Here is a 14,844-nt window from a genome sequence, read left to right as displayed (position 1 = left end):
ATGCGTCAAGCGGCCGGCTTTACTTTATTAGAGATCCTGCTGGTGGTCGTCATCGTCGCGGTGAGCACCTCAGGCGTGATAATGGTGATGCCTGAGCCCGCGGACACTCGCACACAAGAAGCCGGGCAAGCACTGTATCAGCGGATGAAGCTGTGGGCAGAGCAAAGTTGGTTGGAAGGACGCACCTATGGCGTGCGTATCGAACAACAGCGCTATCAACTTTTAGTGTTGGGACAAGAGCAATGGCAACCTGTTAGCAGTGACCGCTGGGCGACCCAAGGCCGCCTGCCAGAGCAAAGCCGCTTTGTCTTAACCATGGATGGCTTTGGTTGGCAGCAACAAGATAGGTTGTTCGAGGATAAGCCGCTGTTTGAGGATTTGTTTGACGAAGACGATGAGCAGGCGGTGGCGCCACCGCAAATCTGGCTACTGCCCAATGGTGAGCTGACACCGTTTACCCTGATGATTGAAACAGATGGCCGTGCGGCCTGGCAGCTCAAAGCGAATGAACTGGCGCAGTTTACCTGGCAGCGTGCAGGAGAGGGTGATGATGTTAGTACGCGCTAACTCGCAGCAGGGAATGACCTTGCTTGAGGTCTTAGTCGCGGTGGCGATCTTTGCCGTGGCGGCGCTGAGTGTGATGAAAGCCACTGGACAGCACACCCGCTCACTGAGTCGCTTAGAACAAAAAACCTTAGCCGCTATGGTGGCGGATAATCAACTCGCCGAGGTGGTGCTCAGCGCTAAGGTGCCAGATAAAGCCACACAAGGCACCACCGAGATGGCGGGGCAACAATGGCAATGGCAGTTGGTGCCAGTCGCCACAGAAACGGGCCAGTTACGTGCGGTTGATATGTCAGTGGCTGCCGCCGCAGAGACCGATAACCCGTTAGTGACCGTGAGGACCTATGTCGCCACGCGTTGAACGAGGATTTACCTTATTGGAAGTGCTGTTGGCGTTGGTGGTATTCGCCAGCATTAGTCTGACCGCATACCAAGTACTGCAAACCGTGCAGCGCAGTGACGAGCAGTCTCAGCAGGTGGGTGAGACCTTACAGGAACTGCAGCGCGCGTTGGTGATCATGGACAGTGACTTTCGTCAAATGGCGGCAAGACGTCAGCGGGTCGAAGGACAAGCGCCAACAGAGCAGTTGCTGATCGCGGGTTCAGAGGTATTACAAAGTGATGGGATGGGCGTGCGCTTTACCCGCACGGGCTGGATTAACCCACAAATGCGCTTTCCACGCGGAGAAGTGGTAGCGGTCGGGTACCGTCAGAGAGATGGCAAGCTGGAACGCTTGCGCTGGCGTTACCCAGACCAAGCCGCGAGTGATGAACCCGCGGTGGCGACGCTGCTCAGTGATATTGATGATTTGACCTTTCGCTTCTACGTCAAACAGGATTGGCAAGACAGTTTTGATACCAAACATGCATTGCCGAAAGCCGTTCAAGTGCGCTTTACCCATCCTCGCTATGGCCAGTTAGTGCGCACTTATCTCGTGGCGGGGCAAACCTTGCCGGCACCACTGCAGCGGGAGGCACAATGAATCGTCAGCAGGGCGCCGCCCTTTTGGTGGTGATGATGATCATGGCGCTGATGACCGCGATTGCCGGAAGCATGGCGGCGCGGTTATACACCAACTACCACCGCGCTGAAAACCAGCTGCATTTTCAGCAAGCGTATTGGTTTGGCAATGCGGTTGAAGGCTTGGCGGCATCGGTATTGCGCGAGAGCTTAGCAGGCAGTGAAACGGTGAACTTAAGTCAAACCTGGGCAGAGCCCGATCGAACCTTCCCGCTGGATGGTGGAAAAGTAAGTGGACACTTACAAGATGCGAGCGCCTGTTTTAACCTCAATAGTTTACAGTTACGTGGCGCCAAAGTGGGTGGGGCGACCCCTTATGAGGTCACCGTATTACGGGCGCTAGTGGGGCAGTATGTGGAAGAGGATTATCAAGCGGATGTGATTGCTCAGGCAAGCCGTGATTTTATTGATGAAAACAATCAGCTGGATCAGTCTCTCGGGGCGGAAGATGCGCATTATGAAAGCGTGCAGCCTGCGTATGTGACGGCGGATGCTTTGCTGGCCGATGTGAGTGAGTGGCGTGCGGTGCGCGGGGTTAATGGTGATGTGTTTCGGCGCGCCTCGCCTCAGCTTTGCGCGTTGCCTAGCGCTGAGCTTAAGGTCAATGTGAATACCTTAACCGAGAAGCAAGCGCCTTTGCTTTCAGCCCTACTTACCTCCGCGTTACCGGTGGAACAAGCCCAGCAGGTGATTGCCCAGCGCCCGGAGGAAGGGTGGAAAAGTGTGGCCGCGTTTATCGACACCTTGAACCTCACCGAGTTTGATGACGCCGAGCGAGAGCGAGTCGTGTCCCATCTCAGCGTGACCAGCGAGTTCTTTTTATTACAAGCCGATGTGCAGGTGGCCTCTGCCCAACGTCACATCCAGGCACTATTGCACTATCAAGACGATGGCGAGGTTTCTGTTTTGCGCCGTCGGTTCGGAGGAATGCGTGAGCGAGCGACTGATAATAAGGATCAGTGATGCCAGCCAGCCCATTTATTGGGCGCAGGTTCGTGCCAGTGATAACCAAGTGGTTGAGAGCGGCAGTTGTCAGCAACTGTCAGCGTTAACCGAGCAAGCACAAACGCGGCGAGTAGTGGTGCTGGTGGACAGCACGTGGCTGACATTAACCTCGGTAACATTGCCCCCAGGCTCAAGGCGCCAACGCGACAAGGTGGTGCCTTACTTGCTCGAGGAAGCCTTGGCGGAAGAGGTGGAAGCAGTACACGTGAGTATTGTTGACACCCAGGCAGACACCGCACATGTCGCCGTGGTAGCGCACCAGCAAATGCAAGCTTGGCAACACGCGCTGGATGAGGCAGGCATTGATGCTCGCCAGTGGATCCCCGATGTGCTTTGTGTACCTTGGTCGTCTGATTCGCTCTCACTCTTGGCATTGGGTGAACAGTGGCTGTGCCGTTTTAGTGCAAATCAAGGCGTGGTAGGCTCGGCGGACTGGCTCGCCTTTTGGGGGCAGACTTGGTGGCAACACCGCCAAGACAGTGAGGAAACCCTGTCACCTGAGCAGGCCGACTCTCTCACTATCAAAGGCTATGGCGACGACAAGCCACAGGCTGACAATCCCTTGAGCGCGTTACCGCTCCCTGTCGAGTGGCAGTCAGATCACGCAATGCATCTATTAGCGGTGCAGAGTCATGGCGTGACGGCAAACCTACTGACCGGCGGATATCGCCCTCAAAGCCAAACCAAGCAGACACTTAGACCCTTTTTGCCCGCAGCCTGTCTGTTGATCGCCATGGCTGGATTGCTTGGTGTCGAGCAGTGGTTGTCGATTCGTGACACCCAGCAACAAGCCCGTGCATTACGGGGACAAAGTGAAGCCCTTTTTCGCCAAACCTTGCCCGAGTACGAGCGGATCCCGACTCGCTCATACATGGTGCGGCAAATGGATGCAGAGATAGCTCGGCTAGAAAACCAACAACATGATGCGGCGCTTTTACCCTGGCTGGTCGAACTGGCTCCTCTACTGGAAGATGTACCTGGTATCGAGCTCGAGGCGCTGCGCTACCAAGCCAATCGAGAAGCCTTGATACTGCGAGCAACCGGCAATGATTTCGCGCAGTTTGAGCGCTTACGTGCCACCTTGAGTAAGCATTATGCGACAGACTTGGGGCAGCTTAATCGCAGTGGTGAGACGGTCAGCGGTGAATTTACCCTAAGGAGCCAATCATGATCGCACGTATTCAGACTCAGTGGCAGTCGATCAGCTTGCGCGAGCAACGGCTCGTGTTGATTGCGGCGGGAGTGCTGCTGTTAAGTTTGCTGTATTGGGGCATCGTGGTGCCGATACAGGCACAGGCGGAGCAAGCGCGCGCCGCATTGGTCAGTGAGCGAAAGGTTTACAATGAGCTACAAAAAAAGCGCAATCACATCATGCAATTGCGCTCACAGTCTGGACGCAGTCGCCAAGTAGTGGCCAGTCGAAGCCAACCGCTCAACCAAGTGATCGCTGCCAGTGCGGGTGAGTTTAATCTTACCATTACACGGTTGCAGCCTGGGGAGGACAGCGTGCAATTGGGGCTCGAACCTCTACCGTTTAATCAATTACTACGGTGGATCGAGCAACTCTCTCAGCTGCATGGCATTCAAGTCGCTCGCCTGAGCACTGAAGCGACCGATACGGCCGGTGTGGTGCAAGTAACCCGACTGCAGCTGGAGCGGTAAACGATGTGGAAGAAAACGCTGATAGGGGTGGGGTGTGTATTGGTTTTCGTTGTGAGTGCGATAGTGCACGCCCCAGCAACACTACTGCGCTTAGCGCCTTTGCCGGCCGAGCTACAGCTGAGTGGGATCAACGGCACCGTGTGGCAGGGGCAAGTCAGGCAACTGCGTTGGCAAGATCAGGCTGTCGGCCCAATACAATGGGATCTCCATTGGCACCGGCTATTGACCAGCGCCACGCTGGAAGCCGCGATAAAGGTCCAAAGCCCTCAAGGTGTCAGTGGTAAAAGCGTGGTGGGCTTTAATGGCACCGAGCTAACGCTTTCTCAAACCTTGCTCTCTGCTCCCGCGCATCTGCTGACCCGTTCGGTGGCGTTACCGCCGAGCGTGGCGATTGATGGCCGGCTTGATGTGATTGTACGCGAGGCGGTGTTGGCCGAGTCAGGGTGTCAGCAGTTAGCGGGGCAGATTCAGTGGCAGCAGGCCGGACTCACCCTGCCCTCAGGGCGGCTCAATGATATTCCATTGCGTGCTTCTCTCGCCTGTGATGGCCAAGGTGTCGCTGCGCAGGGTCAAGGCGATTCCCCCTCGTTGAGTAATAAGTTTTCATTGTCAATTACACCGTCTGGGCGATACTCTGTGTCAGGATGGCTGAAGCCGGGGCCGGCCTATCCTGAGCCGATGAAAGCACCTCTCTCTTGGTTGGGTGCACCGGATAATCAAGGACGCTATCGCTTTTCTTTTCGCGGCTAACAAGGCCTGATAGGCTTATCAAAAAGGGTGGCAAATCACGATATGACGCAGCGTAAACTTCCTTACATTCAGTCTAAGCAGGTGGTCGCCACTTCTCGCTTGTTTAAAGTGGAGTCGCTGGAGCTGATTTTTAGTAATGGCGTCGAGCGTACCTATGAGCGGATGAAACCGTCGGGGCGTAATGCCGTGATGATGGTGCCGGTGACCGAATCGGGCGACCTCTTACTGGTACGCGAATATGCCGCAGGCACAGAACAGTATGAGCTAGGCTTTCCCAAAGGGCTGATTGACCCGGGTGAAGCGCCCGAGCAAGCGGCGGTGCGGGAGCTGAAAGAGGAAATTGGGCAAGGTGCCCGTGAGCTAGTGCCACTGAAAGAGGTTGTTCTGGCACCGTCGTACTTTTCTAGCCGCATGACGCTGATGTTGGCACGTGATTTGTATCCAGAAAGCTTGGAAGGGGATGAGCCTGAACCGCTTGAAATCATTCGTTGGCCACTTGCCCAAGCGGAAGAGTTACTCACCCACGGTGATTTTTGTGAAGCGCGCAGTATCACCGCATTAATGATGGCGCTGAAGTACTTACAATCTGAGAGGTGAGGCATGGCATTGCCTGAGTTGTTGCCCGAGGTGATTGATATTGCTCGCTCTGCGGGCCAGGTTATTTTAGATATTTACCAAGACGGTGATTTTGAAGCGATCACTAAAAGTGACCAAACCCCAGTAACCAGTGCTGATTTGGCGGCACATAAGCTGATCACGGAAAAGCTCACCGCGTTGACGCCAGACATCCCCGTGTTATCAGAAGAAGACTGTGGTGTGCCATTAAGCGACCGTCAGCAATGGCAGCGCTATTGGTTGATTGATCCCCTCGACGGTACTCAAGAGTTTATTGCAGGCAGTGGTGACTTTGCCACTATTATCGCGCTGGTGGAGGATAACCATCCCGTCATGGGCGTGGTCTATGCCCCCGTCTCCGGGGTGACCTACTATGCTTGCCAAGACAAAGGGGCCTGGAAAATCACCCCAGATGGCGAAATGCATCGCATCTCGACAATGAAGCGAGAAGAGACGATTACCTCACTCTCTATCGCCATCAGTCGCCGTCAAGATATTCATGCGGTCACCGAAAAGCTGGCACCTGAAATTAATTATGATTTGGTGCCATTAGGCTCCGCGGCACTCAAAGCCTGCTTGGTCGCAGAAGGCGCGGTCGACTGTTATTTACGCCTAGGGCCGACGGGGGAGTGGGACACTGCCGCTACCCAATGCATTGTTGAGCAAGCGGGTGGACGTATTCTGAGCACAGAGCTGGGGGCCTTGTCGTACAACGAACGGGACTCATTACAGAACCCTAACTTTATTGTGTTGGGGGATGAGTCGCTCGCGTGGTCGTCGATACTGCAGGCATCGTAATGATTGACGGCACCGCCAGGTGCCGTTTTCTTTTATGACCGGTTCAGAACAAACGATTTAAGCCATTGAGGGCTGCCACCCGGTAAGCTTCGGCCATGGTCGGGTAGTTGAAGGTGGTATTCACAAAATAATCGATGGTATTCCCTTCGCCTTTTTGCTCAAAAATCGCTTGGCCGATATGAATGATTTCCGAGGCGCGCTCGCCAAAGCAGTGAATGCCTAATATCTCGCGGGTATCGCGGTGGAAAAGGATTTTTAAACTGCCGACATCCATCCCCGCGATTTGCGCGCGTGCTAAGTGCTTGAATAGCGATCGGCCAACTTCATACGGGACTTTTTCTGCGGTGAGCTCTTGCTCGGTTTTACCCACTGAGCTGATTTCTGGAATGGTATAGATCCCCGTGGGGATGTGTTCAATCAAGCGCACGTTGGCGTTGCCTTGGCAAATGGCTTCGGCCACCACGCGCCCTTGATCATAAGCGGCACTGGCAAGGCTAGGATAACCAATCACATCACCGACGGCATAGATATGCCCCACTTCTGTTGCGTAGCTTTCGCTATCAACGTCGAGCTGCCCACGCGAGTTAGGTGTAAGGCCGACCGAGGACAAATTGAGTTTATCGGTATTTCCTGCACGGCCATTGGCATACAGCAGGCAATCTGCTTTCATTTTTTTGCCTGACTCCAGGTGCACAATCACGCCATCGTCGGTGCCCTCAATGTGCTCATAGGTCTCATCATTGCGGATCATGACACCACTGCTGCCAAAGTGATAAGACAAAGCATCAGAGATTTCGTTGTCCAAAAACGACAGCAAGCGATCACGGGTGTTGATTAAATCCACTTTGACCCCGAGCCCACGGAAAATAGACGCATATTCACTGCCAATCACGCCTGCGCCATAAATAATCACGTGGCGCGGGTCATGGGCTAACGACAAAATGGAGTCACTGTCGTAGATGCGTGGGTGGGAAAAATCCACGTCAGCGGGTTGATAAGGGCGAGAGCCGGTAGCAACCACAAAGTGATCGGCTGTATAGGTATCAGCGCTGCCATCACTATGATGCACGGTTAAGGTATGCGCATCGACAAATTCGGCGCTACCATGGAGCAGGGTACATTGGTTTCGGTCATAGAACCCTTGGCGCATACGGGTTTGTTTGCCTATGACTGATTCAGCATGGCTGAGAATGTGTGAGAAGGTACTGTGGATACTCTTGCTGTTTTGGGTGTAGATAGGGCTTTGATTGAATTCAATGATCCGGCTGACAGTGTGGCGTAGTGCTTTAGACGGGATGGTGCCCCAATGGGTACAGCCACCGCCAACGGTGCTTTCTCGCTCAATCACTGCCACCCGCTTACCCGCTTTGGATAAGCCCATGGCGGCACCTTCACCACCGGGGCCACTACCTATCACGATCGCATCAAAATGATCTTGCGGGCGAGGGCTCGACTTGCTCATAGGGTTCAGACCTTATTTTCATTATTGCAACATCTATTTATGACCAGTTTAACGCTTATTATCCGTAAGGTTAACTTTCGCGAGCAAATCTGTGTTCAAATCCGCGCCGCCGCGATGGGGAACACTGCCTGGATTGGCTGATTTAAACGCTAAAATTGCGTATAGTGGCAGCATGGTGACCATGGATAGAGTGCGATGGGTATTCGAGCACAACAAAAAGAAAAAACGCGCCGTTCTGTCATTGATGCGGCGTTCAGCCAGCTCAGTGCTGAGCGCAGTTTTTCCAGCCTCAGCTTGCGCGAAGTGGCGCGAGAGGCGGGAATCGCGCCCACCTCTTTTTACCGCCACTTTAAAGACATGGATGAGCTGGGGTTAACCATGGTTGATGAGGGCGGGTTATTGCTCCGTCAACTGATGCGTCAGGCGCGTCAGCGGATAGCGGCTGAAGGCAGTGTGGTGCGTACTTCGGTCGAAACCTTTATGGAGTTTATCGAGAGCAGCCCAAATGTGTTTCGGTTGCTTTTGCGCGAGCGTTCAGGCACCTCTTCGGCGTTTCGTGCCGCCGTGGCAAGGGAAATACAACATTTTGTTGCTGAGTTGACCGAGTATTTACAATCTCGTACGCAGCTCACCTATGAAGAAGCGTACAATCAGTCAGAAGCGTGTGTGATTTTGGTCTTCAATATGGGTGCGGAAGCGCTTGATCTTGACCCTCACGCCCGCGCAGAATTGGCAGAGCGAATGGTGTTACAATTGCGCATGATAGCCAAGGGAGCTTACTGGTATCGAAAAGACCGTGAGCGGCGAGCCTTACAGGAAAAACTGTCATAAAACAGGTGAAGACATGGAACACGAGCAAGTGAAATCAGAACGTAAATTTTTGCTGCTGGCACTGGTTACCGGCATTTGTGGAAGTGCAACACTCGCGACACTGTTCGTCAGTGGTGTGGCATTTTCTATTTTTCCCATTCTTGCGTTTGTACTGGCCGTGCACGCTTGCTACCAACTTCACGAACGCCAGCCACTGACGGAAGGCACGCCGCTGATTGCGTTTGCCTGCTTCTTGGTGGGGGCATTTGGCTATTCAGCGTTTATTCGTATGCAAATGCCAGAGCTGGGCGGCAACTTCTTCTCGATCTTGGTTGCGATGGCATTAGCGTTTTGGGTCGGTCATAAGCTGGGCTTTTTTAGCCGCAAAGCGAAAAATGATACCGCCTCTGACGTCTAATTGCCTCTAAAACAGCTGTGATTGAAACCCAAAAAAGGCGTCGAGAAGACGCCTTTTTACGTTTATCCGAGCTTGCTTGCCGTGACTATTTGCGCTCTAACCACACCCCGGCTTCGGTATGGTGGGTGAACGGGAATTGATCAAACAGCGCACAGCGACTAATGCGGTGTGTTTGGCTTAGGCGCTCTAAGTTCTCGACCAAGGTCTCAGGGTTACAGGAAATATATAAAATCCGATCGTAACCTTGCACCATTTTGCAGGTTTCATCATCCATGCCCGCACGAGGGGGATCGACAAAAATGGTATTGCACTGATAGTCACTCAGTGTCACCCCTTGATCTTTTAAGCGGCGAAACTCGCGCTCGCCATTGATCGCCTGAGTGAATTCTTCGGCAGACATGCGAATAATCTGCACATTGTCGATGTTGTTAGCGGAAATATTGTACTGCGCCGATTGCACTGAGGGTTTCGCCAGCTCGGTGGCGAGAACGCGGCGAAAGTTTTTCGCCAAGGCGAGGGAAAAGTTGCCGTTCCCGCAATACAGCTCCAGCAAATCACCTTGGCTATCGCGAGTGCAATCGATGGCCCATTCCAGCATTTTCTCCGCCACCGGCCCGTTAGGCTGGGTAAAGCTGTTTTCAATTTGCTGGTAGATCAGCGTTTGACCATCGGCATTGAGCTTTTCTAAAACGTAGTCGCGGTCTAGCACTTTCTTTTGCTTGCGCGCACGGCCAATCAAATTGAGATTAAAGCCCTCATCGTTCAAACGTTGTTTAAGCGCTTGCGCGGCGCTGTCCCACTCTTCGTCTAGCTGGCGATGATAGAGCAACGATACCAAGATCTCACCGCTTAAGGTGGAGAGGAAATCAACCTGGAACAGTTTACGTCGTAAGGGGTCGTTGGGCTTGATGGCCTCCATTAATAGCGGCATGAGGTCATTGATCAAGCGGCTCGCGGCAGGAAAGGTATCGACCCGGTACTTCTGCTTGGTCGCAGGATCAAACATGATGTAATACAAGTCGTCGCCTTCATGCCATACCCGAAACTCTGCGCGCATCCGATAGTGGGTTTCCGGTGAGCGAAAGATCTCTAGCTCAGGTGCGTGAAACGGCGCGAGTTGTGCATTGAGTCGTTGGACTTTCTCAGCAAGCTGTGTGTCGTAGTCAACGGCGGTGTGAGCCTTGGTCATGATGGCTGCCTCAGCGATTGGAAAATGAGCGCAGATTTTAGACAAATCCCCAGCCATGTCCACCCTTGCTCACGATTCTCCCTTATTCAATAAGGTTATCAATGGACAATATCCATCTAGACGGCTAATATCCGAGCGTGGGGAAGTGATCCTGTCTTGCAATATGTGACGGGTCACAGGAATGCGGTGAGAGCCCGCAACTGACGCGCAGCGGTATTAGAGAACGACCCTAACCGGCCTTAGGCCAGACACTGTCGCCAATACTGATTGATGGTATGCGATGGGAAGTCGTTAGCAGTAGGCGGCGAAAGCCATGCTCTTAAGTCCGAATACAGCCCACACTCGCAGCACAGTGCTGCCTATTCTCGCGATTAGGAAGGAAGATCCAATGAACAAACAGATTGTGGCGAGCCTGGTGGCGACGTCACTATTCCCTGCGGCCGCGTGGGCCGAGCAAAACACTGAAACGGTGGTGGTGACCGCCAGTCGGTTTGCGCAGTCCGATGCCTCGGTATTGCAATCAGCAACCATTTTGACGCGTCAAGACATTGCGCGCTTGCAGGCGCGAAGCCTTGTCGATGTATTGCGCACGGTGCCGAGCATCGAGATTGCTCAAAGCGGAGGTAGAGGACAAATTGCCTCTATTTTTATGCGCGGCACGGAATCAGACCACTCTTTAGTCTTGATTGATGGCATGCGTATGGCGTCATCCATTAAAGGCTCGGTAGATTTTAATCAGATCCCAGTGAACAGTATTGAACGCATTGAGATCATTCGCGGCGCACGTGCCACACTCTATGGGTCGAGCGCGATTGGTGGGGTGATCAATATCATTACCAAAACCAATAAAGAGCGAGCCAATGTTTCTGCGACCGTAGGCAGTTTGGATCATCATGCTGTTAGTGGCGCATGGGCAACAACGTTGGGCGATAACGGTCACTTTTCAGGCATCGCTGGGTATGAGTCGAATGATGGATACAATGTTCATCCGACAGCGAGCAACCGGGGTGATCAGCATGGTTTTACCGGCCGCAACGCGCAGCTTGGCTACAGTCATCGCTGGAATACATTTTGGTCGGCCGATGTGACGGGGCGCTGGTACCAGAATGAGTACGATTACGATAATTTTGGCAGCTTAAAACATGGCTGGCTAGAAAGCCAAGCACTGGCCAGCACGCTGAACTACCGCTCTGACGCTTGGAGAGCAACACTCAGCGCAGAAATCTCCCAACAAGAAAACTTCGACTATCGTCCTGGCAGTGACCGTAAAAACAATAAAACCTCAGATGTTGAGCAAGTCTCTACCTCGTTGGGACTCCAGTATCAAGCCACGGAGGATTGGCTGCTTGGTGGCGGTGTGGATTATCGACAAGACACCTTTAATGAAGGCAGCTTGATTACCAACCCCGATGATATTGCAATCAATCCGCGCGATAACCTGGGCACTTACCTTTTAACGCAATTTAGCCCAGTAGAAGCACTGTCTATTGAGGCAAGCGCACGTTCGGATGATAACGAACAATACGGACAGCATGCGACGTGGCAGACGAGTGCGGGTCTTGCGATAGCGGAAGGGTATCAATTGGTCGCTAGCTACGGCACTGCTTTTAAGGCACCAAGTCTGACTGAACTTTACGGATGGGGCGGTAATGCAACGCTCAAGCCGGAGGAGTCGTCAAATACGGAGCTTTCGCTGCGTGGAGCAACGGCTGACGTTGATTGGTCACTCACAGGCTATATTAACAATATCGATAATATGATCGATTGGGATGCAGAGGCCAAGAAAAATCGCAATATTGGTGAGGTAACGATTAAGGGTATTGAGCTCATTGCGAACTTTGATGTGGCATCACTCCATAACCAGCTTTCGTTGGCGTATAAAGATCCCAAAAAGGATAACACCGGTGAGCAGCTCGCACGCCGCGCCAAACGGGTGGCGAAATGGGATGCGTCGTACCAATGGGAGCGACTGCAGCTCGGTACTCAGTGGCAGTATCAAGGTGACCGTCTGGATTATTCCGGTGGAGAGATGTTGGGAAGCTATAGCCTATGGTCGGTCACTGCATCCTATCAAGCGACCGATAACCTGACCGTGAAAGGCAAAGTCGATAATGTGTTTGATAAAGAGTACGAGACAGCGGGTGGTTATCCTGCCGCTGAGCGCGCCTATTTTATGACGTTGGACTATCAGTACTAGTGATTGCTTCTCGGCGAAACTAGCTTTCTTCACGCCCTTGTCGTTATGATAAGGGCGTTATTGATTGCATGAGTGTCCCATGGCGCAGCCCAATATTTTGATTTTTGACTCTGGTGTGGGTGGCTTATCGATTTACCAGTCGGTACGAGAGCAGCTTCCTGACGCTAACTACACCTATTTGTTCGATAACGAAGCTTTTCCATACGGTGAGTTAGATGACACGCGCTTGGTCACACGGGTGGCGGCTCAAGTGCGCGCTGTGTGTGCGCATCATGATATTGATATCGTCGTCATTGCATGCAATACAGCATCGACGCTGGTATTACCGACGCTCCGTCAGCAGTTAGCGCTTCCGGTCGTGGGAGTTGTACCCGCGATCAAGCCTGCGGCCGCAATGAGTCAGCAAAAGACGATTGGTTTATTAGCAACACCCGCCACGGTGGCTCGTCCGTATACCGAACAATTGGTGGCTGACTTTGCCAAAGATTGCCAGGTAGTCTCAGTCGGTACCACGGCACTCGTGCATATGGCAGAGCGCAAACTACGGGGTGAGGCGGTGAACCAGCAAGATCTAGCGGCGATATTGCGTCCGTTTAAAGCGAGCGTCGATACCCTCGTTCTCGGCTGTACTCACTTCCCTTTACTGCGTGATGAAATTCAATCAGTGGTGGGGGATGAAGTCCACTTAATTGATTCGGGAGAGGCGATTGCGCGTCGCGTGGTCTCGCTGGTGAGTCTAGATAGCGACGCAAGGGCTACCGCAGCGACGTCGAAGCATTGCGCTTATGCGACGGCAACCCCTATTAAAGCCGATGCCTTGGCGGACTTTATCCGATCGATAGGTTTTACGGATGTCAGCTATTCGCCTGCTTTTTTGGCTCATTCGCTTCACGGACTTTAAGTGTCCGCTCACCATAAACATTATTATTGAGCGCATTGATAGCATCGTCGGCATGCCCGGCGGCCATCACCACAAAACCAAACCCTCGGCGTTTCCCCGTCCGCTTGTCTTTCATTAGACGAACGGCAAACACTTCTCCATGTTCGCTAAACAGCGTGCGTACATCATTTTCATTCGCACGATAAGGCAAGTTTCCAACGTATAGCGTTTTACTTTGCGGAGACTCTTCTTCTTTTTCGCTCGACGAGGTAGATGTAGATGGTGCTTGCTCTGGCTGAATAAAGTTGGGCAAAGGAAGATATAGGCAAGCCAGGCCACTAAGTATCGCACCCACAGCAAACGTGAGTGCGGGTGAGCTGACGTCCATCAGGCTGACAATAATTGCGCCAAGGACGGCGATGCAGATGACTAAAGCAAAATTAACTGGTGATTTCATAAGCGTAATTAAATAGAACGATTAAAGTGATGACATGACAACATTTCGGCAATGCATGTCGTGAAAAAGACCAAGAAAACAAGCCAGCGTTACCTTGCGGTAAAGGTCTCGTATCAATAATGTTTCAAATCGCTGGTTATTCATCATTTTAGGTGGATTATTGCTCAGTCGAAATAAAAAACGTAAAAATCCCTTGTCAGTGTGATCCGCGTCGCTATACTACGCCCCACATCGACACGGCAAGCGATTTACTGCCATGTCGAGGCAAAAAATCAAATAAAAATAAACGCTTGACGTGAGTTTTTAAAAGATTAAGATGGCCGACCTACTTAACGCCAAGCGTTAGGGGAGTCAAAAAGAGGTTTTATTTCACCCGGCGGGTTGAAAATAAAAGATAAAATTTCTTCTTGACTTTAAAGGTAAGGCGCGTAAGATACGCAGCCCTGACCAAGCGAAGCGCAGCTTCGCACCGTCAACGCTCTTTAACAATTTGACCTATGCAATCTGTGTGGGCACTCGTTGAGAATAGACAAAAAGATTTATTCGATGAACTGAGTGACCAAACGACAACTTTAATAGTTGTTCGGCACAGTCAATTCGTTTTTCTCTTCGGAGAGAAACAGTAATCAGTATTCATTGAGCTGAAACTTCGGTTTCGAAAAAACTTAAATTGAAGAGTTTGATCATGGCTCAGATTGAACGCTGGCGGCAGGCCTAACACATGCAAGTCGAGCGGAAACGGCAGTATTGAAGCTTCGGTGGATTTACTGGACGTCGAGCGGCGGACGGGTGAGTAACGGCTGGGAACCTGCCCTGACGAGGGGGATAACCGTTGGAAACGACGGCTAATACCGCATAATGTCTACGGACCAAAGGTGGCCTCTACATGTAAGCTATCGCGTTGGGATGGGCCCAGTTAGGATTAGCTAGTTGGTAAGGTAAAGGCTTACCAAGGCGACGATCCTTAGCTGGTTTGAGAGGATGATCAGCCACACTGGGACTGAGACACGGCCCAG

The 14,844-nt window shown here is 52.4% G+C and carries 16 protein-coding genes, 1 rRNA gene and 1 riboswitch; of the genes, 14 read left to right on the top strand and 3 right to left on the bottom strand.

Going from position 1 to position 14,844, the window contains the following annotated elements; translation table 11 throughout:
* The 9 genes from gspH to cysQ are packed head-to-tail and all read left to right on the top strand — an operon-like array spanning window position 1 to window position 6,415.
* The gene (gene gspH / locus WN56_RS07405) at window positions 1-567 is read left to right on the top strand and encodes a type II secretion system minor pseudopilin GspH (RefSeq protein WP_046074433.1); all 567 of its coding nucleotides are present in this window, start codon (window positions 1-3) and stop codon (window positions 565-567) included.
* Window positions 548-925, top strand: a complete 378-nt coding sequence (gene gspI / locus WN56_RS07400; protein ID WP_227486554.1) for a type II secretion system minor pseudopilin GspI — start codon at window positions 548-550, stop codon at window positions 923-925. Before gspH ends, gspI begins: the two co-directional genes overlap by 20 nt.
* Window positions 909-1,547 carry a type II secretion system minor pseudopilin GspJ gene (gspJ, locus tag WN56_RS07395; RefSeq protein ID WP_046074432.1) on the top strand — a complete coding sequence of 213 codons (639 nt, stop codon included), beginning with the start codon at window positions 909-911 and terminating at the stop codon, window positions 1,545-1,547. The genes gspI and gspJ overlap by 17 nt, the downstream gene beginning before the upstream one ends.
* Window positions 1,544-2,548: a type II secretion system minor pseudopilin GspK gene (gspK, locus tag WN56_RS07390; protein WP_046074431.1), complete on the top strand. Its 1,005-nt coding sequence runs from the start codon at window positions 1,544-1,546 to the stop codon at window positions 2,546-2,548. Before gspJ ends, gspK begins: the two co-directional genes overlap by 4 nt.
* Window positions 2,517-3,761, top strand: coding sequence for a type II secretion system protein GspL (gene gspL, locus WN56_RS07385; protein ID WP_046074430.1), 1,245 nt, complete (start codon window positions 2,517-2,519; stop codon window positions 3,759-3,761). Before gspK ends, gspL begins: the two co-directional genes overlap by 32 nt.
* Window positions 3,758-4,252 (top strand): type II secretion system protein GspM, encoded by a 495-nt coding sequence (gspM, locus tag WN56_RS07380; RefSeq protein ID WP_046074429.1) that lies wholly within the window; start codon window positions 3,758-3,760, stop codon window positions 4,250-4,252. Before gspL ends, gspM begins: the two co-directional genes overlap by 4 nt.
* A 3-nt stretch (window positions 4,253-4,255) precedes the next feature.
* Window positions 4,256-5,002 carry a type II secretion system protein N gene (locus WN56_RS16540; RefSeq protein WP_052708041.1) on the top strand — a complete coding sequence of 249 codons (747 nt, stop codon included), beginning with the start codon at window positions 4,256-4,258 and terminating at the stop codon, window positions 5,000-5,002.
* Window positions 5,003-5,044: 42 nt separating this feature from the next.
* A complete protein-coding gene (gene nudE, locus WN56_RS07370) occupies window positions 5,045-5,599 on the top strand; it encodes an ADP compounds hydrolase NudE (RefSeq protein ID WP_046074428.1) in 555 nt (184 codons plus the stop codon).
* 3 nt (window positions 5,600-5,602) lie between these two features.
* Window positions 5,603-6,415 carry a 3'(2'),5'-bisphosphate nucleotidase CysQ gene (gene cysQ / locus WN56_RS07365; protein WP_046074427.1) on the top strand — a complete coding sequence of 271 codons (813 nt, stop codon included), beginning with the start codon at window positions 5,603-5,605 and terminating at the stop codon, window positions 6,413-6,415.
* Window positions 6,416-6,458: 43 nt separating this feature from the next.
* On the opposite strand, the gene sthA is transcribed toward cysQ, so the two are convergent.
* Window positions 6,459-7,877 carry a Si-specific NAD(P)(+) transhydrogenase gene (gene sthA, locus WN56_RS07360; RefSeq protein ID WP_046074426.1) on the bottom strand — a complete coding sequence of 473 codons (1,419 nt, stop codon included), beginning with the start codon at window positions 7,875-7,877 and terminating at the stop codon, window positions 6,459-6,461.
* Window positions 7,878-8,072: 195 nt separating this feature from the next.
* On the opposite strand from sthA, the gene fabR reads away from it, so the two are divergent.
* The gene (fabR, locus tag WN56_RS07355) at window positions 8,073-8,708 is read left to right on the top strand and encodes an HTH-type transcriptional repressor FabR (protein ID WP_046074425.1); all 636 of its coding nucleotides are present in this window, start codon (window positions 8,073-8,075) and stop codon (window positions 8,706-8,708) included.
* A gap of 13 nt (window positions 8,709-8,721) precedes the next feature.
* Entirely contained in the window at window positions 8,722-9,105 is a 384-nt protein-coding gene (locus WN56_RS07350; protein WP_046074424.1) for a YijD family membrane protein, read from the top strand.
* A gap of 85 nt (window positions 9,106-9,190) precedes the next feature.
* Here WN56_RS07350 and trmA read toward each other — a convergent pair whose 3' ends face one another.
* The gene (gene trmA, locus WN56_RS07345; RefSeq protein WP_046074490.1) at window positions 9,191-10,294 is read right to left on the bottom strand and encodes a tRNA (uridine(54)-C5)-methyltransferase TrmA; all 1,104 of its coding nucleotides are present in this window, start codon (window positions 10,292-10,294) and stop codon (window positions 9,191-9,193) included.
* Between the two features lie 178 nt (window positions 10,295-10,472).
* A riboswitch (cobalamin riboswitch) is annotated at window positions 10,473-10,627 on the top strand.
* Window positions 10,628-10,682: 55 nt separating this feature from the next.
* Here trmA and WN56_RS07340 point away from each other — a divergent pair.
* Together WN56_RS07340 and murI are read left to right on the top strand one after the other, a co-directional pair.
* Window positions 10,683-12,491, top strand: coding sequence for a TonB-dependent receptor domain-containing protein (locus WN56_RS07340; RefSeq protein WP_046074423.1), 1,809 nt, complete (start codon window positions 10,683-10,685; stop codon window positions 12,489-12,491).
* 79 nt (window positions 12,492-12,570) lie between these two features.
* The gene (murI, locus tag WN56_RS07335; RefSeq protein WP_046074422.1) at window positions 12,571-13,392 is read left to right on the top strand and encodes a glutamate racemase; all 822 of its coding nucleotides are present in this window, start codon (window positions 12,571-12,573) and stop codon (window positions 13,390-13,392) included.
* Here the strand turns inward: murI and WN56_RS07330 are convergent.
* Entirely contained in the window at window positions 13,346-13,828 is a 483-nt protein-coding gene (locus WN56_RS07330; RefSeq protein ID WP_046074421.1) for an RNA-binding protein, read from the bottom strand. The genes murI and WN56_RS07330 overlap by 47 nt on opposite strands.
* Window positions 13,829-14,495: 667 nt before the next feature.
* Between WN56_RS07330 and WN56_RS07325 the strand changes: the two genes are divergently transcribed.
* A 16S ribosomal RNA gene (locus WN56_RS07325) occupies window positions 14,496-14,844 on the top strand; the annotation flags it as partial.

The sequence above is a fragment of the Salinivibrio sp. KP-1 genome (assembly GCF_000968645.1).
GTDB lineage: Bacteria > Pseudomonadota > Gammaproteobacteria > Enterobacterales > Vibrionaceae > Salinivibrio > Salinivibrio siamensis.
This window is presented reverse-complemented; position numbering and strand designations above follow the sequence as displayed.